The sequence below is a fragment of the Corynebacterium sp. KPL2895 genome (assembly GCF_040225815.1).
Lineage (GTDB): Bacteria > Actinomycetota > Actinomycetes > Mycobacteriales > Mycobacteriaceae > Corynebacterium > Corynebacterium rhinophilum.
In genome coordinates, this window is the sequence record NZ_JBEHFY010000003.1 from 79,303 (window position 1) to 98,584 (window position 19,282).

Below are 19,282 nucleotides of genomic sequence, written 5' to 3' on the forward strand. Positions count from 1 at the left end.
CCCACGTAACCGTTGCGCTAAACCGGAATGAAATATAGGTGAATCGGTCGAGCACTAGGTAGGGCGGGTAGACTCTGCAATCATGACTGAATCGACCATCCACGCATCCGATATCCAGCAGGCGCAGGCACGCATCAGCTCCGAAATCGCGCCGACGCCGTTGCAGTATTGCCCCCGGCTTTCTGCGGAAACGGGCTGTGAGGTCTATTTAAAGCGCGAAGATCTCCAGGACGTGCGCTCGTATAAGATTCGCGGTGCGCTCAATAGCATCTCCAGTCTGTCGCAGCAGGAGCGGGAGCGGGGCATCGTGACGGCATCGGCTGGCAACCATGCACAAGGCGTGGCCTATGCCTGCCGCACCATGGGGATTCCGGGCAAGATTTTCGTCCCAGAGCCCACACCCATGCAAAAGCGCGACCGCATCCACGTGCACGGCGGAGACCAGGTGGAACTCGTCGTCGTGGGTGCCAACTTTGACGAGGCCGCGGCCGCCGCGCATGCCGATGCCGCCGAGCGCCACGCCACCTTCATCGAGCCCTTCGATGCCCGCGATACCATCATCGGCCAAGGCACTGTCGCGGCGGAAGTCTTGGCGCAGCTTTCGGCAAAGGGCGCCTCGGTCGACACCATCGTCGTGCCCGTCGGCGGCGGCGGGCTGATTTCTGGCATCACCTCCTATATGGCGGATATGGCACCGCACGCCAAGGTGGTAGGAGTGGAGCCGGAAGGGGCGGCATCGCTAAGAGCAGCCTTCCGCAACGGCGGGCCGGTGGCACTAGACAGCGTGGATCCGTTTGTCGATGGCGCGGCAGTCAAGCGCCTGGGCTCGCTGCCGTATAAGATTTTGGAGGCCAACCAAGAGCGCCTGCACTGGGACACGGTCTCTGAGGGGGCGGTGTGCACGGACCTGCTCAACCTGTACCAAAATGAGGGGATTATCGCCGAGCCCGCGGGTGCACTGTCCGTGGCTGGGCTGCAGCGGGTGCCGCTGGAGCCGGGTTCGACGGTGGTCTGCGTGATTTCTGGGGGCAATAATGACGTGTTGCGCTACGCCGAAATCATGGAGCGCTCGCTGGTGCACCGCGGCCTAAAGCACTACTTCTTGGTCAATTTCCCGCAGGAACCGGGCCAGCTGCGCCACTTCTTGTCTGAAATCCTGGGGCCCAGCGATGACATCACGCTCTTCGAGTACCTCAAGCGCAATAACCGCGAGACCGGTGCCGCGCTGGTGGGCATTCAGCTTAGCCGCGCCGAAGACCTGGCAGGGCTGAAGGAGCGGATGGCTGAGTCCAAGATTTCGGTGCAGCACCTGCAGCCGAATACCCCCGAGTACGATTTCTTGGTGGCCTAATGCGCGATTCGTATCGGCGTCCCACCGGCCAGGTGGAGCACGAAATTGAGATCAAACGCTCGCGGTTTATCACCTTGATCGGCCGGGTGACGAATGAGGAAGAAGCACGGGCGTTTATCGATGCCGCCCGACAGCGCTTTCCCGATGCCCGCCACCACTGCTCCGCATATGTCTACCACGTCGACGATGCGAACCCCGTGGAGCGTTCCTCCGATGATGGCGAGCCTTCCGGGACGGCCGGAAAGCCCATGCTGGATGTGGTAAAGGGCTCTGGAATGCTTGATATTTGTGCGGTGGTCGTGCGGTACTTCGGCGGTATCAAGTTGGGCGCGGGCGGCCTCGTGCATGCCTATGGCGGGGCGGTTAGCGAGGCCATGGAGAAGGTCGAGGCGGTCACCCGGGCTCGCCGGGAGCTTTATACGGTGGAATGCCCGCACGCCACGGCCGGGCGTCTCGAGGCGGATTTGCGCGGGCGCGGCATCGATATTACCGACACCGAATACGGCGCAGCCGTGACTTTTACGGTCGCCGTGCGCCCGGGTGGGCTCGATGAGCTCCAGGCTATGCTCGCCGCGCTTTCCCAAGGTGAAATCAGCGCGCGCGAAGCAGGTTCTGCCTGGGTTGAGGTAGGATCTCGGTCATGACTATGCAGCAGCGACCGAATAACCCCATTGCGCAGCGTAAGCAGCAGGTGCGCAAGCACTCCCGCAACGCCGTTATTTCCGTTGCCGGTGGTGTCGGCGCAGGAGTCGTTTTAGGTGTGCTTTCTGCTAATTTTGCCGCTTGGATGATTTTGGGCCTTATCATCGCCGTGGTAGGCGGTGGATATAACTGGTTGAAGATCCGCAAAATCGTCAACGAGAACCACAATAATTATTAATGCCTACCCCGCAGCCAAGCGGCCGCCCCGTCCGCATTGATGCTTGGGTATGGGCGGTGCGCATGTTCAAAACCCGATCCGCCGCAGCCACCGCGGTGCGCGCCGGGCACGTGAAAATAAACGGTGAAGCGGTAAAACCCGCCCAACAAGTCGTGCCGGGCGATAGGGTGCGCGTGTGGCGCAACCACCACGAGCACGATTTGGAGGTGCTGGCTACCGTCGCTAAGCGCGTGGGCGCGCCGGTGGCGCGCACCTGCTATACCGATCACGCGCCGCCACCACCGCCCAAGGAATTCCAGCCCGCGGTGCCGGTTCGCCCCCGCGGCGCGGGTAGGCCGACGAAGAAGGAACGCCGCGATATGGAAAAATTCCGCGGCGGATTCCGCTAAGAGTTTGCGCGCAGCGCCTTAAGGCGCGCGTTCAGGCGGCGCCGCCGGCCGGCGCGGTCGCCAGATTCAGCGGTGGCTTCGATGTGCTGCTTGCCAAACTTATTGAGCAGCAGATCATCGATAAGGCGCACTTGGCCGGGCCGAAAGCGATAGCGCATGGTGTCGTGGACGTGGGCAATGGCGTCATCGTCAAGCAGCTGCTCGAGCTGGTCTAAGGATCGGATATCGTTTTCCTCCAAGATTTCCGCGAGGAAGCGGTAGTGCTCCGAGCGTGAAAGCGGGAAGCGATTGCCCAAAATGATGGCCAGGACGCCAGGTAAGGTTTCCGGGGTAAGCTCCACGTCCGTATCCGCCTCCGTGCGCGGGGCTTTGAGCGCGGCGATCTCATCGAATTGCTGATCGGCTAATTCGATGAGGCCGGCGGCCAGTGTAAATAGGCGGTCCACCTCAGGCGAGGGCGGGGTAGGGCCTTGCTTATAGCGGATATCGTGCTCGAATTCCGCCCATGCGTGCTGCAGCACGGTGCGAATTTGTACCTCAAAGGTCCAGCCCACGAAATCGGCGAGCTCCTCCATGGCCGCCGCACTATCGTCGGTCACGGTGAGCACCAGGTGGTGGGAGCCGTACCCAAAGCCGCCGGAAATGCGGGTCTCGGCCGCCTTATCCACAGAGCGCACGACCTTGAAGGACTCGCCCAGCACGTCTAGCGCATTGGGAATGGTGGTGGAGTGGTACAAGGTGACGCGCACGCCCATGACATCGTGGATATCATCCCACGGGGTGGGGTAGATAAAATCGCCGCCCTCGCCCCGCTTCTTGGCCTTGCGCTTGAGTGAGGACCACGCCTTGACGCGGGTGGATACCCGGTCAAAGATGATGCCGGCGTCATTGAGCAGATCCTCGATGGCGGTGCGAAAATCCTCCGCCGCCGTGGGGTGGCTGCGGGTCCAGGCATGGTACTGATTGCTCAGCCGCGACATCCTGCTTTCCGCCATGGTGCTCCTCTCATAATTCGCGGGGAAATCCGTTAGACCATACTAGCGGGCGCGAATGTAAAACGGTGCGATGGCGGGGAAGTTGTTCGGCGGCGGTGTGGGCGAGGTCGCGGGCATATTCATCGGGTAGGTGGGCGAAGACAAAAACCGTCGCGGAATCCGGCACCAGGTAGGTCAAAGAATGCGAACGCATGAGGCGACGCATGTGTTTATCCAGCACGGTGAAGGTTTCTGGGTGCGCTAACCACGAAGAAATCGGGGCGCCGTGGGAGCGGACTTGCAGGCCGCCATAGGGCGCTGCGGCAGGCAGGGCGCAGTGGGCAGGGCGAGTCCAAAAGCGCAGGCCCTGCGAGTCGAGCGCGGAGCGCTGCAGATTCAGCGAGGCACAATTCCACGCCTGGCGGGTCGAGACATCCAGGTCCGCGAGGCCGCGGTGGCTGAGCCGGCGAAAAGTGCGCTGCCCGGGAAAGACCAGCGCCATCGACAGGTTGGGGGAGAGCTGGATGGTGGCGAGGGAGTCGCAAAAGCCGTCATCGGAAAGCCGCTGGTGCTTAATCCACGACCGCGCGAATAGCGCCGGCAGCAAATTAGTGGTGGTGGGGCGGGGTGCGTCGAGCGTAAGGGTCATGGCGATTTCTCCAAGGTAGTGCGTATCCGCCCTTATAGGACTGGAGAAATGGCCGGGTGGTTCCCTGCGGGTTTAAAAAGGCGGCTCGGCGTCGAGCTCCAGCTCGGAAAAGAGCTGGGCGCCGGTCCACATGGTGATGTCCTGGCCCTTTTCTTGCAGCTCTTCGGCGCGCTTTTCCTTGGAGGTCTTCTTCGCCCATTCGCCGACGACGAGCAGCGTAGTCTTCTTGGTGACGTTTTTGCCCACTTGCCCACCGCGCTTGGCGATGCCCTGCCACAGCAGCCCCTTATCGTATGGATCGAAATCGCCGGTCAGGGTGACGTGCTGGCCGTAGAGTGCGCCTTGAGGATCGGCGTCGGGATTGGGATCCGGGATGGTATCCGGGGTGGCAACGGCCTGCCACGGTGCCCGGCTGGAGGAAGCCGACTTCTTGCTGGTTCCCGCGGACCGGGTGGAATCGCGGAAATCGGTGCCGGCGCCCAGATCGTCGCCGGAGGTGGGCGCAGTATGCGCGCGCAGGACCGGCAGGATGGCCGAGGATCCGAGGCAGCCGAGGCGAAACTCGCGGCTGGTAAAGAGATCGGTGATGCTTCCGGTATGCCCGAAGCGTTGGGCCAGCCTGGTGATGATGGTGCCGGCTGCGCGGGCGTCCTCGGTGGCATCGTGGTGGGTAAAAGAGGCACCGCCTAGGTGTTTCACCACGGTGGGAAGCTTGTGGTTGGCCACCGAGATAACACCTTGCTTGGAAGCGTCGCGGGACAAAGCGAGCGAACAGGCCAGCGGGATGGTGGGGACATCGGCGCCGGCTGCCAGCAACCCGGAGCGCAGCGCGGATGAGTCGAATTGGACATTGTGCGCGACGATGACATCGCTGCCGATGAAGTCAAAGAGCTCTGCGGCCGCTGTGGCAAAGGGCATGGCACCTTCGACATCGGCGGCAGTAATCCCGTGGATGGAGATATTGATTTCGGCAAAGTGCTCCAAACCTGGGGGAGGGGTGCACAGCCACGACTGGGACGCGGTTTCTTGGCCATCGCGGTAACGCACGGCGCCGATCTGGCAGATGGATCCCCAATTATCATTGGCGGTTTCTACATCTACCGCAACGAAATCAAGCCCTGGGTTTTCTTCGCTAGCGGTTGGGGTTGTAGCTGCTGCGGGTTCGGGAGCGGCTGCTGCTTCCGGCGGTGCGTAGCCCTTTTGTGCCGCCTCAATGGCGCGCGCCACGCGGTGGGGATCCTGGTGCGGCGCGAAGGCAATGCTGCCGGCACTGCCTAGGGACAGCGAACCAAAACCGGTGGCGGTGGGTTCGTGGACGCGCAGGTCATCGATGGCATCGAGCGCGATTTCTGCGGTGACAGGCGCGCCCAAGCTGCGGGAGAGCAGGCTGCGGTGAAGCACGATTTTTTCCGCAGTGACATCGATGAATACGCCATGCGCGGGATACGACACGAAAATGGCCTTTCTTCTGAGGTGACAATCTAAAGAGGGCTGCTGCACAGAGATCGTACTCGCTTGTGCTGATGGGAAATCCGCCGCGGGGGTGAAGAGTTTTAATCCGCCCCGCTGTGCTGCAAACCGGCATTGATAATCTGCACGCCATGCACCAAATCGGCGCGATAGTCGGCCGCGGTGGTCCCGCCGGTGGTTTCTAGCAGTTGGCGCTGAGATTGCTCGAGCAGCGTGGCGCCTAGGACGAGGTGAACTGCAGAAAGGGCAGCGGCCTTGCGAGCAGTATCATCGAAATCAGGGCAGGTGGCGGAGCTAAACTGCGCGACGAGGTGATCCCATGCCGGGGAATCAGGCTGGGAGAGCCCAGCTATGGCAACCTCCGCTCCATCGCGGCGGGCCAGGAGCAATTCGCGCAGGTGCAGGCTAATCTCTTCCAGCGTGGAGCCGGCGACGGGGGCGATAGTATCTTCGGCAAGAGCGGCAATGAGCGCCTGCTTATTGGCGATGTGCCAATACAATGCGCCTGGAGCAACGCCGAGGGAGGAAGCGACGCGGCGCATGGTGACATCGGCAAGCCCATAAGTATTCAATAGGGTCGTGGCGGCCTCGATGATGCTCTCGCGATGTAGTTGCACAGTGGAAATTGTACGTGTTTCAGCGCGGCAAGGAATAGCTCACAGGTACTTTTAAGACTGCAATAATGTCTCTTGCAAACTTGCATTGTTAGGATTGCGGGGACAACAGAACCCGTCGTGAGGCGGCTTCGCATTCGAAAGATTGATTCAGGAGCTCTCCCTTGTCCTTTTTGACCCCTGCAAAGAAGTCCCTTTTCGCGGTCGCTATGGTTGCCCCGCTTGCCTTAGCTGCATGTAGCTCGGACGATGAGGACGATTCGACGAAGACCACGTCGTCTTCGCCTGCTACCACGTCCTCTGAGACCTCCGCGAAGGAATCGGCGAAAAAGTCTGAGGACAAAGACGCCGATAAGGACAAGAAGGAAGAAAAGGACAAGAAAAAGGCCGCCGAGGACCCTAAGGAGAAGGGTGAAGAAGGCGGCAATGCGGGCGCCAACGCAAACCCCATTGAGAATGGGGACGATCCCTTCGCCAACGCCCAGGACATCAAGCCCATTGAAGGTGGGCACGAAGCAAGCGATGGCGATAAGCAGGCCATTGAGCAGTTGGTGCGCGGACAGCATGAGATTGACAATGTCAAGGACTACTTTGGCTACATGCCAGCACATGCCTGCAAGGCCGTGCGCGAAGGCGAGTCCGGGGATTTTCAGCAGTACCTCAACTACGTCGATAGCCTGCCCAACCAGTCCTTTGCGGAATACGCAAACTCCATGCGCCAGCAAAGCCAGGGCAATGCCAAGATTAACGAGTTTGCCAACCAGCTAGAGGCCATCCCTACCTCCACCAAGCTGGAATCGATCAATGACGTTGTGGTCAATGGCGATGATGCCTCCGCTACCGTGAGCGTGTCGAACCCGGAAGGTACCGATACCTCCACCGTTCGTTTCCGCCGCGAGGACGGTAACTGGACCTTCTGTAACTAAATTGTCTTTCCGCCAAGCTCGCTTGCCCCGCACTCTCGGTTTCGGTGCGGGGCTCCTGGCGTGTTCCCTGTTCGTTTTCGGCATCTGTGGCGCGCTTTGGGGGTTTATGCGCCCTACGATGACCGGGCATGCTGTTGACGGTGGCGGCTACGCCATTGAAGCGGTGGGCAACGCACAATTCGTCGCGTTTATGACCTTTGCACTCGTCACGGGTTTCTTGGGGCTGTGCCTCGGACTGGCTGCATTTTCCCAGCGCCGCGGGCGCGGTCTCTCGATGATGCTGTGGGTAGGGCTATGCGCGCTTACCGGTGCGGCTTCCTTCTACGTCTTTGGTGGCATCACCGCAACGCACCCGCCGGAGAACCCAGGGGACGTCGTGGAATTTGCGCCGAATTTTTCGCCGGCCGTGGCCTGGGCGGTAGCCCCATTTTTGGCCATGTTTTCCTACTGGTGTACCGCGTTTATTAGCTCCGACGCGGACTGGGAAGCTGCCGGCAATGAGTCCGCTCAAGAGGCCAGTGCGCAACGTGAAGTAGTTACGCCCACTTAACCGGGGAGCTGCCACAGAATTCTCGCGCGATGTCATCGATTGCGTGCAGGATCGCATCGAGGCTGTGGCTTAAAACCCGCAGCAGTTGGCCTTGGTTAAGGCCCGCCCCGGTCAGGGTCGGCACATCGACATGGATATGGAGGCCGTCGTCGGTGGAGCGGCAGTAGGCCGTGGCGCTGTGGTTCGCTCGGTTCCAGTCATTGCAGATCAAAAACAAACGGGTGAAATCGTCCTCATCCGCATTCAGATCCCACCGGCCTGTGATGATGAGGCTTGGCCCAGAGTCGAGGGTAAAGGTGCAAGCGATGGAATTGACTAGGGCAAATAGGCAGATTTCCCCATCGCTATGGAAGCGGTCGATGCCTATTTGTGGCAGAGCGGCGGCAAGGAGATCCAAAGTGAACGCGGGCTGTATAGCGGCATCGTCTGGAGCGAGCACAAGTTCTGGTTCTTGGGCCAGGGTGGGAAACTCGCGCGTCGCCACGCTGATGAGTACCTCTGCGCCGTTGAGTGCGGCGGGCACAAAAGCGGCCAATTGATCGTGCGTTGGTGCAGTTCCAGTACTGAAGTGGCTCTGCCCACTCAGCACTAGCGAACCTGCCTCGTCATAGTCCAGCACGGCGGTGGGGTAGAGGCAATCGGCATTCCACGCGGTGATAAATCGGGACAGCGCGGCGGCCTCGCCCAAGTCAACCGCGCCGCGCAGAGTGGTGTGCAGGTGGATAACCACATCGTCGGCCTGCGATACAAATACCAGCGTGGACCCCTCCTGCCCATGGGAAATGACGAGTTCCCCAGTAGGTAGCGCCCAATAGGAATAATCAAGCTCGCGGACGATGGCGCGCAGGTGCCGCTCAAGACTGGTGGATTCAAATTCGATCATCATGCACCGCACACTCGCCTTCGCTGAAAGTTGATCTGAGTCTATCGTTCAAGAGGGTGTCCCCGCGGCGCTTTGGGCGATAGTATATTGGTTTGTCTACAGATATAGCCCACGGTGATCAACCAGAAAGTGAGCCAGGAATGCTTCGAACCATCGATCTCCGCGGTCAACAGCTCCGCCCCGCCACGCTGCGCCGCGTCCTTCCGCGCGGTGGCACCGATGTCAATTCCGTTATGGGCACCGTCGTGCCGATGGTGAATAAGGTGCGCGACGAAGGCGTCCAAGCGGCGTTGGATTATGGGGAGCAATTCGATGGGGTGCGCCCGTCGTCCCTGCGCGTGCCCCAGGCGGAACTGGAGCGGGCCGCCGAAGATCTTGATCCCCAGGTGCGCTCGGCCATCGAGGCCTCCATTGCGCGAGTGCGCCGCGTGCATGCTGACCAAAAGCCGGATCCGCACACGACGCAGCTGGCACCCGGCGCCACCGTGACAGAGGTATTCCGCCCCATCGAGCGCGTTGGCCTCTATGTTCCCGGCGGCAAGGCGGTCTACCCGTCTTCAGTCATCATGAATACCGTGCCCGCGCAAGAGGCCGGTGCCTCCAGCTTGGTGGTCGCCTCCCCGCCCCAAAAAGATCACGGAGGATTGCCACACCCTACGGTCTTGGCCACGTGCCACATGCTGGGCGTGGAGGAAGTCTGGGCCGTTGGTGGCGGCCAGGCGGTAGCGCTTTTGGCCTACGGCGATGCGGACGAAGACGTAGAGCCCGTGGACATGATTACCGGGCCGGGCAATATCTTTGTCGCGGCGGCGAAAAGGGCGGTGCGCGGGGTGGTCGGCACCGATGCGGAGGCTGGCCCGACCGAAATCGCCATTTTGGCGGATGAGACCGCAAATCCCGTCTACGTTGCCTATGACCTCATCTCTCAGGCGGAGCATGATCCGATGGCGGCAAGCGTGTTAATTACGGCATCGGAAAGCGTGGCCCAGCAGGTAAATCAGGAGGTTGAGCGCCGCTATACGGCGACGGAGAACTCCGCCCGCGCCGCCGAGGCTTTAACCGGTGAGCAATCCGGCATCGTGCTGGTGGATTCCGTGGACGCGGGCATCGCGGTGGCGAATGCTTATGCCGCCGAGCACCTAGAAATCCACACAGCGGAGCCGCACGCCGTGGCAGAGCGCATCAACCATGCCGGCGCCATCTTCGTCGGGGCGTATTCCCCGGTGCCTTTAGGGGACTATTCGGCCGGTTCCAACCACGTGCTGCCTACCTCGGGCACGGCGCGGTTTTCGGCTGGGCTTTCTACCCACACCTTCCTCCGGCCGGTCAATCTCATCGATTATGACCGCGGCGCCCTGGAAGAAATCGCCCCCAACGTCATTGCCTTTGCTAATGCCGAGCGCCTTCCCGCCCACGGGGAGGCCATTCGAGCCCGATTCGAGGAGAAATAAATGGCCCAGCTACATGACCTACCGCTGCGTGAGGAATTGCGCGGCGAGACCGCTTACGGTGCCCCGCAGCTGCGGGTGGCCTACCAACTCAATACTAACGAGAATCCTTTCCCGCCTTCGCCCGCGCTTGTCGATGCCCTCGTGGACGAGGTCCGCCGCTGCGCCAGCTCGCTCAACCGCTACCCAGAGCGCGATGCGGTCGAACTGCGCACCGAGTTAGCCCGCTACGTTTCGCAGCAAACCGGAGTGGATGTCACCTACGAGCAGGTCTGGGCAGCCAACGGTTCCAATGAGATCCTGCAACAGCTTTTGCAGGCCTTCGGCGGACCCGGGCGCAGCGTGCTGGGATTTACGCCGTCATATTCCATGCACCCGATCCTTTCTGCTGGTACCCACACGCGTTTTATCGAGTGCCCGCGCGATGAGAACTTCACCATCGACATGGAGCGCGCCTTGGCGGCGGTGGCCGAGCACCAGCCCGACGTCATCTTTGTTACTACCCCAAATAACCCCACCGGCGGGGTAACCAGCCTGGAGGATATTGCCGCGCTTATCGATGCCGCCCCCGGCATCGTCATCGTCGACGAAGCCTACGCCGAGTTTTCTGACTCGCCGTCTGCGACGAGCCTGTTAGAAAAATACCCCACCAAGCTCGTGGTCTCGCGCACGATGTCGAAGGCCTTCGACTTTGCCGGCGGTCGCTTGGGGTATTTCGTGGCGGACCCGGCCTTTGTGGAGGCCATCATGCTGGTACGCCTGCCGTATCACCTGTCCGTCTTATCCCAGGCAGCGGCCACTGTGGCCCTGCGTCACAGCGCAGATACCCTCGCCACCGTGGCGACCATCGCCGCCGAACGCGACATGGTGGCAGGGCGCCTGCACGAGATGGGCTATACCGTCATGCCGAGCGAATCGAATTTCCTTTTCTTTGGCAATTTTGCAGACCAACACCGCGTGTGGGAACAGTTCTTGGACGAAGAGGTGCTCATCCGCGATGTAGGGATCGACGGGTACTTGCGTGTGACCATCGGCCTGCCAGAAGAAAATGCGGCCTTTCTGGCTGCGGCGGAAAAGCTAGCGACTACAGTAGGAGCGGATACTTCAAAGGAGTGAGATATGACAAACCGTGTGGGGCGTGCCCAAAGAGCAACATCGGAATCGGATATCACCGTTTCCATCGACCTAGACGGCACCGGGAAAAGCGATATTTCCACTGGGCTGCCGTTCTTTGACCATATGCTTACCGCATTTGCCACACACGGTCTATTTGACCTGCGGGTAAAGGCTACTGGTGACGTGGAGGTTGACGCCCACCACACCGTGGAAGATACCGCCATCGTGCTAGGCCAGGCCCTGCGGGAAGCCGTGGGGGACAAGGCCGGGATTCGCCGCTTCGGCTCCCAATTACTACCCATGGATGAAGCGCTGGTAGAGGCGGTAGTGGACTTTTCGGGCCGTGCATACTTCGTGATGAATGGCGAGCCGGAACACCTGCAGTGGCAGATCATCGGCGGGCACTATGCCACGGTGATTAACCGCCACTTCTTCGAATCCCTGGCCACGCACGCAGCCATTACCCTGCACGTCAACGTGCGCTACGGCCGCGATCCGCACCACGTGACCGAGGCGGAATACAAGGCTGTAGCCCGCGCGCTGCGCGCTGCCGTGGACCAAGATCCGCGCCAGACTGGCATCCCTTCGACGAAGGGAGCCCTGTAGCCCGTGCAGTTTATGATCCTCATCCTGTTTTTGGTGGCAGGCCTCTTGGTAGGAGGGGCTTGGTCCGCGTATCAGCAGGACTCGAAGTTTTTTACGGTCGTCGCCGCGCTTTTAGCCGTTATTACCGTGGCCGCGGCCATCGCCTGGATGGTTGGAGGCTTTAGTAAATGAGCGAGTCCCAAGAGACCAATATTTGGAAGGTCCCCGGCTATACGCCGACGATGGTAGCCATCGCAGCCGCCTTTGGCGCCTGGTCCATCCTGCTTCCCGTGGTGCCGCTGGCCGTCATTGATTCTGGCGGTTCCGCGACCTTGGCGGGTGGATCCACCGGTATCTTTATGGCTTTTACCGTAGCCACGCAGATCATGTCCCCGTGGCTTTTGCGCCGCTGGGGTTACCGGCGCGTGATGGCGCTATCCGCCTTTACCCTAGGCGTCCCGGCCTTTGGCCACCTGCTGGGCACCGACGCCTGGATCGTCTTGCTATTTTCCGCCATGCGCGGGGTGGGCTTCGGTGCCCTCACCGTGTCCGAATCCGCGCTGATTGCAGAGCTCTCCCCGGTGCGTCTGCTGGGCAAGGCCACCGGCATGATTGGTGTATTTACAGGCTTGGGGCAGATGATCTTCTTGCCGCTCGGCCTGTTCATGGCGGATTCGCTAGGGTACGCCTCTACCTATATCACCGCCGGTCTCATCGGCTTCTTGGGCTTTGCTATGTGCCTGCGCATTCCCAAGATCAAGGTTACCTTGGCCAAGGATAATGACGAGGAAGTCAATATCATCCGCGTTCCCACCTGGAAGCTGGTATTGGTCCCGGCCCTGGCCTTGACCACTTTCTCCATGAGCTACGGCGCCATTTCCTCTTTCTTGTCCCCCGCAATGCAGGAGCTCGATGCCGTAAAGGGCGCCAGCCTAGCCGGTGTCATGCTTTCCATCGTGGGCGGCGCGGCGATGATCTTCCGGTATTTCGCCGGCGTGGTCGCTGACCGCACGGGGGCCCCAGGTAGCTTGTACATTCCAAGCCAGATCATGGCGATCATCGGCGTCGGGACGATTTCCCTGACCCTGTTTATGGAAAGCTCCATCTGGTGGCTGGTGCTCGGCGCCGTTCTTTTTGGTGGCGCATTCGGTATCGCGCAAAACGAGGCCTTGCTATCCATGTTTGACCGGCTGCCCCGCGAGCGGGTTTCAGAGGCTTCGGCCATTTGGAATATTTTCTACGATAGTGGCACCGGCTTGGGTTCGACCCTGCTCGGTGCCATGGTGGCAGGCTACGGATACGACGGTGCTTTCGGAGCGGGGGTTGCGATCCTCATCGCCGGGTTGCTCTTGACCACGGCGGACTTCATCCTGGGCCGGACTCGCATCAGCGATACCAACGATATCCGCACCCGGTTGCGTCGAATGCGTAAGGTATAGCCCATGACAAAATCAGTGGTGTTATTGGACTACGGCGCGGGCAATATTCGCTCCGCCCAGCGTGCCCTCGAGCGCGTCGGGGCGGAGGTAACCGTCACGGCGGATCCTTATCAGGCCCTCGAGGCGGATGGTCTGCTGGTTCCCGGCGTGGGCGCGTTCGATGCCTGCATGAAAGGGCTTAGGGCAGTGAATGGGCCAAGGGTCATCGGCCAGCGCCTAGCAGGGGAGCGGCCGGTCATGGGCATTTGTGTGGGCATGCAGGTGCTTTTCGATGCCGGCTTCGAGCACGGCATCCCCTCCACAGGCTGCGGCGAATGGCCAGGGACGGTCGAGCGCCTGCAGTCCGACGTTTTGCCGCATATGGGCTGGAATACTGTCGAGATGCCGGATGACAGCGCTATGTTTGCTGGACTTAATGCCGGCGAGCGATTTTATTTCGTGCATACCTACGGCGTTCGCCGCTGGGAATTAGAAACCGTCATTACCCGCCCGCCGCTGGTGAGCTGGTCCACGCACGCCGGGGATTCTTTCGTGGCGGCGGTGGAAAATGGCGCTCTCTGGGCTACGCAATTCCACCCCGAAAAATCCGGAGATGCGGGCGCGCAGCTATTGGAAAACTGGATGCAGACTCTCTAGGTAGGATGAAACCATGACTTTTACGCTTTTGCCCGCAGTCGATGTCGCTGGCGGCAAGGCCGTGCGCTTGGATCAGGGAGAAGCCGGCACCGAAAAGGTCTACGGCGCCCCGCGGGACGCCGCACTCGAGTGGCAGCGCCAAGGCGCCCAGTGGCTGCACTTTGTTGACCTCGATGCTGCCTTTAATCGCGGTTCCAACCACGAGCAGATGGCGGGGATTACCCAAGAACTCGGCATTAATGTCGAGCTAACCGGCGGCATCCGCGATGATGCCGGGGTAGAGCGCGCGCTGGCCACTGGCGCGAACCGCATCAATATTGGCACCGCCGCCTTAGAAAACCCAGAGTGGATAGAAAAGATCCTGGGGCAGTATGGCGAGAAAGTTGCCGTGGACTTGGCGGTGCGCTTAGAAGATGGCGAGTGGCGCACAAAGGGCAATGGCTGGGTCTCAGATGGCGGGGATCTCTGGGAGGTACTCGAGCGTCTCGATGCCGCTGGGTGTCAACGCTTTGTGGTAACGGACGTGTCCAAGGACGGGACGCTGACTGGGCCCAATGTGGAATTACTGCGCGAGGTAGCTATGGCAACCGATGCCAAGGTGACCGCCTCCGGCGGCATTTCCTCCCTGGCAGATCTTAGCGAGCTGGCCCGGTATGAAAATGAGGGCATCGATTCGGCCATCATTGGCAAGGCGTTATATGAGGGAAACTTCAGCCTGAATGAGGCGCTAGCGGCGGTGGCAGAGGTAGAGCCGCTTCCCGCAGAGGTGCCCATCGATCCTTATGACCCCGAGGAAGAGTAAACGATGATGGATCCGCGCGAGTTGGTGGCCTTCGCGGAGGCGGCCGTTGACCAAGTCGAACCCATCTTTCGATCCGGCATCGGGGCGCCACCGGCCCACTTTAAGAGCCGGGGCGATTTCGCCACAGAGGTGGACTTGGCCATCGAAAAGCAGCTGCGCGAAATCTTGCAGCAGATGACCGGTATCCCGGTCTATGGGGAGGAATCCGGCGGAAGCATCCATGACACCGTGTGGGTGGTCGATCCAATCGATGGGACCGCAAATTATTCCGCGGGCAATCCCATGGTCGGCATATTGGTTGCCCTAGTTCACGAAGGCCAGCCGGTTGCGGCCATCTCAGATTTTCCTCTTTTAGGCAGGCGCTTGGTTGCCAGCGATGGATCGCCGCTGCGCTCTGCGGGTGGACCATTCGGCGGATTCGGTGGAGGGGAGGAGTCCCCAGAATTCGATGATGCCCGTGGGCACGTGGGGTGTTTTTCCAACCTGCCCACCGCGGCATTCCACGAGCTGCGCGAAACCGGCTTGCGCCCACGCATCACGGGCTCAGTGGGGCTGGATAATGCCTTCGTTGCCCAGGGAGTTTTTGACGGTGCCGTCAATTTCTCGCCACACCCGTGGGATAACGCGGCGGGAGCGCTCCTTATCAAGGCAGCCGGAGGCATCGTCACGGATCCGGAGGGCAATCCGTGGACCGTGAAGTCGCGGGGTATGGTCTCTGGTACTCCGCAGGTGCACGAGACAATCCTGGAAATCCTATCTCACCACACAAATTAATCCCACCCCACCGACCTGTGAAGGAGTAAGCCCCGCATGGCCGTAGCCGTTCGCATAATCCCGTGCCTTGATGTGGATCAAGGCCGCGTAGTCAAGGGCGTGAATTTTGCTCACCTGCGCGATGCAGGAGACCCCGTGGAATTAGCCGCACGCTATGAAGAATTGGGCGCAGACGAACTGACTTTTCTTGATGTCTCCGCCTCCAAGCACGGCCGGTCCACCATGCTCGATGTGGTACGCCGCACCGCCGATCAAGTCTTTATCCCCCTCACCGTGGGTGGGGGAGTGCGCAGCGTTGACGATGTCCGCGAGCTCTTGCGCACTGGCGCGGATAAGGTATCGGTCAATACCGCCGCGATAGGCAATCCCGACCTGCTGCGCGAATTGGCGGAAGTCTTTGGCTCGCAGTGCATCGTCTTATCCGTGGACGCACGGCGCACCGACGCAGCGCACGCACCGTCGGGGTTTGAAGTCACGACGCACGGCGGGACGACATCGGCTGGCATCGATGCAGTGGAATGGGCTCGGACCGGCGCCGAGCTGGGCGTAGGGGAGATCCTTTTAAACTCCATGGACGCTGATGGCACGAAGGCCGGATTCGACCTCGAACTTTTGCGCGTGGTGCGGGAAACAGTGAATATTCCCGTCATTGCCTCCGGTGGAGCGGGCGCGGCAGCGGATTTTCCACCCGCCGTTGAAGCGGGTGCCGATGCCGTCCTGGCCGCCAGCATTTTCCACTTTGGGGAGGTAGAAATTGGCGAGGTCAAAAAGGCCCTGGCAGAGTCTGGCTACGAGGTGCGCCGATGAGCAATCCCGCAGACTTTGAACTAGACCCACAGATAGCTGCGCTGCTCAAGCGCAATGAGCAAGGGCTCGTGCCAGCCATTGCCCAGGCCGATTCCGGCGAAGTGCTGATGCTTGCCTGGATGGATGACCACGCGCTGGCCCACACGCTGGCCACACGCAAGGGCACGTACTTCTCGCGCTCGCGCGGCGAGTATTGGATTAAGGGCGAGACCTCAGGACATACGCAGGAGGTGCTTGGTGTGCGCCTTGATTGCGATGGCGATACCATCTTGCTGACCGTGCGTCAGCGCGGTGCCGCGTGCCACACCGGCGACCGGACCTGCTTCGATGCGACAGTTCTTTTAGGGGATGATTCCTAATGACGAGGCGACTTGGCCCACTCCTTATCGCGGTGGGCACGGCAGTGCTGTGGTTTTCTTCCCGCAGCACCTGGGTAAAAGCGGTAAGCGAGGACGATAAATCAGGCTCAGCAACCAATGAGATCGTAGGGTCCGCCTGGTCCCTAGAGCTTATGGCCTTGACGCTGGTCCTCCTCGCCGGTTTACTCGCGGGCCTAGCGTTGCGCCGAACGGGGCGCCGCATCGTGGCCATCGTGTGCGCCCTCGCCGCCGCAGGCGCCGCGTGGAGTCCTATTAGCCTGCTGACCAGCGGCGCCGATGCCGAGCGCGCGCAAAAAATATTGCAAGGCGCGTCTGCAAATGAAAACGCGGTGGATTCTGCCGCAATTTCTGATTGGGCGACCGTCATTTCCACGGAGATCACCAAGCTCGGCCCCATCGTCGCCATTATCGGGGCCGCACTGGCATTTTTCGGCGCCGTACTCTTGGCCCAGAACCCAGGCAAGGACAAGGTCAAGGCGTCGAGCAAATACGAAACCCCTGCCGCCCGCCAAGAAAAGCTGGCGGAAGATTTGGAGACCTCATCCGATTCCGGCCGTGTGATGTGGGACGCGCTCGATAGCGATATCGACCCGACTGATGTGAGCCGTAAATAGCCCCGTTCGCGCAGCACAATTTCCGGAAACGCCCCGAATAGCGTTAATCTAAGTGTGATTTTAATCGCGCTTGGAGGGAGGTGCTCATGCCCACACCCATTGCCGTCGATCACCTGGTCGCTGGGGTGTTAGAGGATGTCGCCGCGCGCGAAGCCCGCGTTTCTTTCCAAGATATTAAGGCGCGCTCACGGGACATGGAGCCTCCCCGCGATGCCCGCGCGGCCCTTTTAAAACCCGGTTGTTCAGTCATTACTGAACTTAAACGTGCCGTTCCTTATACCGGAGAAATCGCCCACGTGGGCTCGGCCGAGCAGATGGCCGAATGGGCTCGCACCTTTGAGGACTGCGGCGTGCATTTGATGGCCTGCCAGACGGATACGCGGCGGTTTAACGGATCGCTTGAGGATATGGCGGCCGCGCGCGCTGCTATCGATATCCCGATGATGGCGCGCGATCTCATCGTGGATCCGTACCAGATTCACGAGGCCCGCTGCTTTGGTGCCGATGCGATCCCGCTGCAGGTCGAGCTTTTAGAACAAGCTCGATTGGAAGCCCTCTTGGACCGCGCGGAATCGCTGGGGATGACCGCCATCGTGGAGGTGCGAACCTGCGGGGAGGTCAACCGCGCCATCAAGGCCGGCAGCAGTGTCATCGCGATCAATGCGTGGTCCCTTGCCTCGGATGAGATCAACCGGGAGGCCTTCAATGATATTGCCCCGGGGCTGCCGGAATCGCTCCTGCGCATCGCCGTGGGCGGGGTGAATAATGCCCGCAACCTTTTCCACTATGCCTCCCGCGGAGCGGATGCGGTACTGGTCGGCGAATCCGTCATGGCGGCTCAGGATCCCACCGCCTTGGCACGCTCTTTGGTGGCTGCGGGCCAACACCCAGCCTGCCCCTCGCGTAAAAGTCCCTAGGAAAAATCACCCCAAACTAGCTCAAGGGCACGCTGATAAGGCACACTATCTACGTGCATACTCAGAATCTTGCAAATATTCCCTCTCCGCCGCAGGGCGTGGTGTGGCATCTTGGCTCCATTCCAATCCATGCGTATGCGCTGTGCATCATCGCCGGCATCCTCGTGGGTATGTGGATGACGTTGAAGAGGTACACAGCCCGGGGCGGCAATCCCGATACCGTGTGGGATGCAACCATCGTCGTTATCCCCGCGGGCATCGTGGGCGGGCGGATCTATCACGTCATCACGGATAACCAGAAGTACTTCTGCGATACCTGCAATCCCGTCGATGCCCTCAAGGTCACCAATGGTGGTCTCGGCATCTGGGGCGCGGTCGCCTTAAGCGCCGTAGCGCTGTGGGTAATGTTTCGGATTAAGAAGATCCCCCTGGCACCGTTTGCGGACGCGGTGGCGCCTGGCCTCATCCTTGCCCAGGGCATTGGCCGGCTGGGTAACTGGTTTAATCAGGAACTCTACGGCCGGCCGACCGACGTTCCGTGGGCGCTGGATATTTACTACCGCGTCGATGAAGCGGGGGAATACGCACCGGTTTCCGGGCACTCTACCGGTGAGGTGATCGCTTCAGTGCACCCAACGTTTTTGTATGAGCTCATCTGGAACGTGCTGGTGTGCCTGTTCCTGTTGTGGGCGCACAAAGCATGGAAGCTGGGCCGCGGACGGGTATTCGCCCTCTACGTCGTGGGCTACACGCTGGGCCGCTTTTTCATCGAAGGCATGCGATCTGACGAAGCCACCGAAATTTTTGGCGTCCGTGTGAACCTCATCGTCTCCGCCGTTGTCTTTATCGCCGGTCTCATCGTCTTCTTCTTGCTGGACAGGCAGCGCAAGGGCCCCGAAACCCCAGCAGAAGTCGACCCGCGTTACTACCGCGAGCAGGCCGAGAGTGCTGCGGAAAACGGCGTCGAGGAAGACGAGAAACGCGTGGGAACAGCGCGTGCTCAAGGCACCTCGGGTACAGCAAGCGGCCGCTAATGACCGGTTATGTGTGATCGTGTCCGATTGCCCTAGTTAAGGCG

24 protein-coding genes are annotated in these 19,282 nt (G+C 60.7%); 19 read left to right on the forward strand and 5 right to left on the reverse strand.

All coding sequences use genetic code 11. The features are described from left to right. Positions 1–82 precede the first annotated feature (82 nt). From ilvA to ABRP95_RS02125, 4 genes are read left to right on the forward strand one after another with little or no spacing between them, the layout of a single operon-like run. Positions 83–1,351: a threonine ammonia-lyase IlvA gene (ilvA, locus tag ABRP95_RS02110; RefSeq protein ID WP_349838327.1), complete on the forward strand. Its 1,269-nt coding sequence runs from the start codon at positions 83–85 to the stop codon at positions 1,349–1,351. Then, on the forward strand, positions 1,351–1,995 hold the full coding sequence (locus ABRP95_RS02115) for a YigZ family protein (RefSeq protein WP_349838875.1): 645 nt from the start codon (positions 1,351–1,353) through the stop codon (positions 1,993–1,995). Before ilvA ends, ABRP95_RS02115 begins: the two co-directional genes overlap by 1 nt. Next, a complete protein-coding gene (locus ABRP95_RS02120) occupies positions 1,992–2,231 on the forward strand; it encodes a hypothetical protein (RefSeq protein WP_284769541.1) in 240 nt (79 codons plus the stop codon). The genes ABRP95_RS02115 and ABRP95_RS02120 overlap by 4 nt, the downstream gene beginning before the upstream one ends. After that, positions 2,231–2,620 carry an RNA-binding S4 domain-containing protein gene (locus ABRP95_RS02125; RefSeq protein WP_284769542.1) on the forward strand — a complete coding sequence of 130 codons (390 nt, stop codon included), beginning with the start codon at positions 2,231–2,233 and terminating at the stop codon, positions 2,618–2,620. Before ABRP95_RS02120 ends, ABRP95_RS02125 begins: the two co-directional genes overlap by 1 nt. Here ABRP95_RS02125 and ABRP95_RS02130 read toward each other — a convergent pair. The 4 genes from ABRP95_RS02130 to ABRP95_RS02145 all read right to left on the reverse strand — a co-directional run bounded on the left by ABRP95_RS02130 (position 2,617) and on the right by ABRP95_RS02145 (position 6,330). Continuing rightward, positions 2,617–3,615, reverse strand: coding sequence for a GTP pyrophosphokinase (locus ABRP95_RS02130; protein WP_023017266.1), 999 nt, complete (start codon positions 3,613–3,615; stop codon positions 2,617–2,619). The genes ABRP95_RS02125 and ABRP95_RS02130 overlap by 4 nt on opposite strands. Positions 3,616–3,625: 10 nt before the next feature. Then, the gene (locus ABRP95_RS02135; RefSeq protein WP_349838876.1) at positions 3,626–4,243 is read right to left on the reverse strand and encodes a hypothetical protein; all 618 of its coding nucleotides are present in this window, start codon (positions 4,241–4,243) and stop codon (positions 3,626–3,628) included. A gap of 72 nt (positions 4,244–4,315) precedes the next feature. Next, positions 4,316–5,695, reverse strand: coding sequence for a 3'-5' exonuclease (locus tag ABRP95_RS02140; protein ID WP_349838877.1), 1,380 nt, complete (start codon positions 5,693–5,695; stop codon positions 4,316–4,318). A 101-nt stretch (positions 5,696–5,796) separates the two neighbouring features. Next, a complete protein-coding gene (locus ABRP95_RS02145; protein ID WP_284795996.1) occupies positions 5,797–6,330 on the reverse strand; it encodes a TetR family transcriptional regulator in 534 nt (177 codons plus the stop codon). Between the two features lie 161 nt (positions 6,331–6,491). Between ABRP95_RS02145 and ABRP95_RS02150 the strand changes: the two genes are divergently transcribed. Then, complete coding sequence (locus tag ABRP95_RS02150; RefSeq protein ID WP_284769547.1) at positions 6,492–7,253, forward strand: hypothetical protein; 762 nt, start codon at positions 6,492–6,494, stop codon at positions 7,251–7,253. Positions 7,254–7,371: 118 nt separating this feature from the next. Continuing rightward, entirely contained in the window at positions 7,372–7,803 is a 432-nt protein-coding gene (locus ABRP95_RS02155; protein WP_349838878.1) for a hypothetical protein, read from the forward strand. On the opposite strand, the gene ABRP95_RS02160 is transcribed toward ABRP95_RS02155, so the two are convergent. After that, entirely contained in the window at positions 7,790–8,689 is a 900-nt protein-coding gene (locus ABRP95_RS02160; RefSeq protein WP_349838879.1) for a YbjN domain-containing protein, read from the reverse strand. The two genes, ABRP95_RS02155 and ABRP95_RS02160, sit on opposite strands and share 14 nt — an antisense overlap. 137 nt (positions 8,690–8,826) lie before the next feature. Between ABRP95_RS02160 and hisD the strand changes: the two genes are divergently transcribed. The 13 genes from hisD (at position 8,827) to lgt (ending at position 19,238) form a co-directional block, all read left to right on the forward strand. After that, positions 8,827–10,137 carry a histidinol dehydrogenase gene (hisD, locus tag ABRP95_RS02165; RefSeq protein WP_284784640.1) on the forward strand — a complete coding sequence of 437 codons (1,311 nt, stop codon included), beginning with the start codon at positions 8,827–8,829 and terminating at the stop codon, positions 10,135–10,137. Then, on the forward strand, positions 10,138–11,250 hold the full coding sequence (locus ABRP95_RS02170; RefSeq protein ID WP_349838880.1) for a histidinol-phosphate transaminase: 1,113 nt from the start codon (positions 10,138–10,140) through the stop codon (positions 11,248–11,250). Positions 11,251–11,253: 3 nt separating this feature from the next. Next, positions 11,254–11,856 (forward strand): imidazoleglycerol-phosphate dehydratase HisB, encoded by a 603-nt coding sequence (hisB, locus tag ABRP95_RS02175; protein WP_284784493.1) that lies wholly within the window; start codon positions 11,254–11,256, stop codon positions 11,854–11,856. A 12-nt stretch (positions 11,857–11,868) separates the two neighbouring features. Beyond that, positions 11,869–12,027, forward strand: coding sequence for a CG2302 family histidine operon protein (locus ABRP95_RS02180; RefSeq protein WP_034659193.1), 159 nt, complete (start codon positions 11,869–11,871; stop codon positions 12,025–12,027). Beyond that, positions 12,024–13,274 (forward strand): MFS transporter, encoded by a 1,251-nt coding sequence (locus ABRP95_RS02185; RefSeq protein ID WP_349838881.1) that lies wholly within the window; start codon positions 12,024–12,026, stop codon positions 13,272–13,274. Before ABRP95_RS02180 ends, ABRP95_RS02185 begins: the two co-directional genes overlap by 4 nt. 3 nt (positions 13,275–13,277) lie before the next feature. Next, positions 13,278–13,910 carry an imidazole glycerol phosphate synthase subunit HisH gene (gene hisH / locus ABRP95_RS02190; RefSeq protein ID WP_349838882.1) on the forward strand — a complete coding sequence of 211 codons (633 nt, stop codon included), beginning with the start codon at positions 13,278–13,280 and terminating at the stop codon, positions 13,908–13,910. 13 nt (positions 13,911–13,923) lie between these two features. Next, positions 13,924–14,712: a bifunctional 1-(5-phosphoribosyl)-5-((5-phosphoribosylamino)methylideneamino)imidazole-4-carboxamide isomerase/phosphoribosylanthranilate isomerase PriA gene (gene priA, locus ABRP95_RS02195; RefSeq protein WP_284782200.1), complete on the forward strand. Its 789-nt coding sequence runs from the start codon at positions 13,924–13,926 to the stop codon at positions 14,710–14,712. Between the two features lie 3 nt (positions 14,713–14,715). Further along, on the forward strand, positions 14,716–15,486 hold the full coding sequence (locus ABRP95_RS02200; protein ID WP_349838883.1) for an inositol monophosphatase family protein: 771 nt from the start codon (positions 14,716–14,718) through the stop codon (positions 15,484–15,486). Positions 15,487–15,522: 36 nt separating this feature from the next. Next, positions 15,523–16,293 carry an imidazole glycerol phosphate synthase subunit HisF gene (hisF, locus tag ABRP95_RS02205; protein WP_284769556.1) on the forward strand — a complete coding sequence of 257 codons (771 nt, stop codon included), beginning with the start codon at positions 15,523–15,525 and terminating at the stop codon, positions 16,291–16,293. Continuing rightward, a complete protein-coding gene (hisI, locus tag ABRP95_RS02210; RefSeq protein WP_296087522.1) occupies positions 16,290–16,652 on the forward strand; it encodes a phosphoribosyl-AMP cyclohydrolase in 363 nt (120 codons plus the stop codon). The genes hisF and hisI overlap by 4 nt, the downstream gene beginning before the upstream one ends. Then, complete coding sequence (locus ABRP95_RS02215) at positions 16,652–17,287, forward strand: TIGR02234 family membrane protein (protein ID WP_349838885.1); 636 nt, start codon at positions 16,652–16,654, stop codon at positions 17,285–17,287. Before hisI ends, ABRP95_RS02215 begins: the two co-directional genes overlap by 1 nt. A gap of 86 nt (positions 17,288–17,373) precedes the next feature. Next, positions 17,374–18,204, forward strand: coding sequence for an indole-3-glycerol phosphate synthase TrpC (locus ABRP95_RS02220; protein ID WP_284784483.1), 831 nt, complete (start codon positions 17,374–17,376; stop codon positions 18,202–18,204). A 53-nt stretch (positions 18,205–18,257) separates the two neighbouring features. Continuing rightward, positions 18,258–19,238, forward strand: a complete 981-nt coding sequence (gene lgt, locus ABRP95_RS02225; protein ID WP_284782196.1) for a prolipoprotein diacylglyceryl transferase — start codon at positions 18,258–18,260, stop codon at positions 19,236–19,238. Positions 19,239–19,282: the final 44 nt, after the last annotated feature.

Excerpts from the sequence above, each read along its gene's own strand:
- hisF (WP_284769556.1), top strand. The coding sequence starts at position 15,523 with ATGGCCGTAGCCGTTCGCATAATCCCGTGCCTTGATGTGGATCAAGGC.
- ABRP95_RS02220 (WP_284784483.1), top strand. The coding sequence starts at position 17,374 with ATGCCCACACCCATTGCCGTCGATCACCTGGTCGCTGGGGTGTTAGAG.
- ABRP95_RS02120 (WP_284769541.1), top strand. The coding sequence starts at position 1,992 with ATGACTATGCAGCAGCGACCGAATAACCCCATTGCGCAGCGTAAGCAG.
- hisD (WP_284784640.1), top strand. The coding sequence starts at position 8,827 with ATGCTTCGAACCATCGATCTCCGCGGTCAACAGCTCCGCCCCGCCACG.
- ABRP95_RS02115 (WP_349838875.1), top strand. The coding sequence starts at position 1,351 with ATGCGCGATTCGTATCGGCGTCCCACCGGCCAGGTGGAGCACGAAATT.
- ABRP95_RS02180 (WP_034659193.1), top strand. The coding sequence starts at position 11,869 with ATGATCCTCATCCTGTTTTTGGTGGCAGGCCTCTTGGTAGGAGGGGCT.
- hisH (WP_349838882.1), top strand. The coding sequence starts at position 13,278 with ATGACAAAATCAGTGGTGTTATTGGACTACGGCGCGGGCAATATTCGC.
- ABRP95_RS02170 (WP_349838880.1), top strand. The coding sequence starts at position 10,138 with ATGGCCCAGCTACATGACCTACCGCTGCGTGAGGAATTGCGCGGCGAG.
- ABRP95_RS02215 (WP_349838885.1), top strand. The coding sequence starts at position 16,652 with ATGACGAGGCGACTTGGCCCACTCCTTATCGCGGTGGGCACGGCAGTG.
- ABRP95_RS02185 (WP_349838881.1), top strand. The coding sequence starts at position 12,024 with ATGAGCGAGTCCCAAGAGACCAATATTTGGAAGGTCCCCGGCTATACG.
- ABRP95_RS02130 (WP_023017266.1), bottom strand. The coding sequence starts at position 3,615 with ATGGCGGAAAGCAGGATGTCGCGGCTGAGCAATCAGTACCATGCCTGG.
- ABRP95_RS02125 (WP_284769542.1), top strand. The coding sequence starts at position 2,231 with ATGCCTACCCCGCAGCCAAGCGGCCGCCCCGTCCGCATTGATGCTTGG.
- ABRP95_RS02200 (WP_349838883.1), top strand. The coding sequence starts at position 14,716 with ATGATGGATCCGCGCGAGTTGGTGGCCTTCGCGGAGGCGGCCGTTGAC.
- ilvA (WP_349838327.1), top strand. The coding sequence starts at position 83 with ATGACTGAATCGACCATCCACGCATCCGATATCCAGCAGGCGCAGGCA.
- ABRP95_RS02160 (WP_349838879.1), bottom strand. The coding sequence starts at position 8,689 with ATGATGATCGAATTTGAATCCACCAGTCTTGAGCGGCACCTGCGCGCC.
- hisB (WP_284784493.1), top strand. The coding sequence starts at position 11,254 with ATGACAAACCGTGTGGGGCGTGCCCAAAGAGCAACATCGGAATCGGAT.
- ABRP95_RS02155 (WP_349838878.1), top strand. The coding sequence starts at position 7,372 with ATGACCGGGCATGCTGTTGACGGTGGCGGCTACGCCATTGAAGCGGTG.
- ABRP95_RS02135 (WP_349838876.1), bottom strand. The coding sequence starts at position 4,243 with ATGACCCTTACGCTCGACGCACCCCGCCCCACCACCACTAATTTGCTG.
- priA (WP_284782200.1), top strand. The coding sequence starts at position 13,924 with ATGACTTTTACGCTTTTGCCCGCAGTCGATGTCGCTGGCGGCAAGGCC.
- hisI (WP_296087522.1), top strand. The coding sequence starts at position 16,290 with ATGAGCAATCCCGCAGACTTTGAACTAGACCCACAGATAGCTGCGCTG.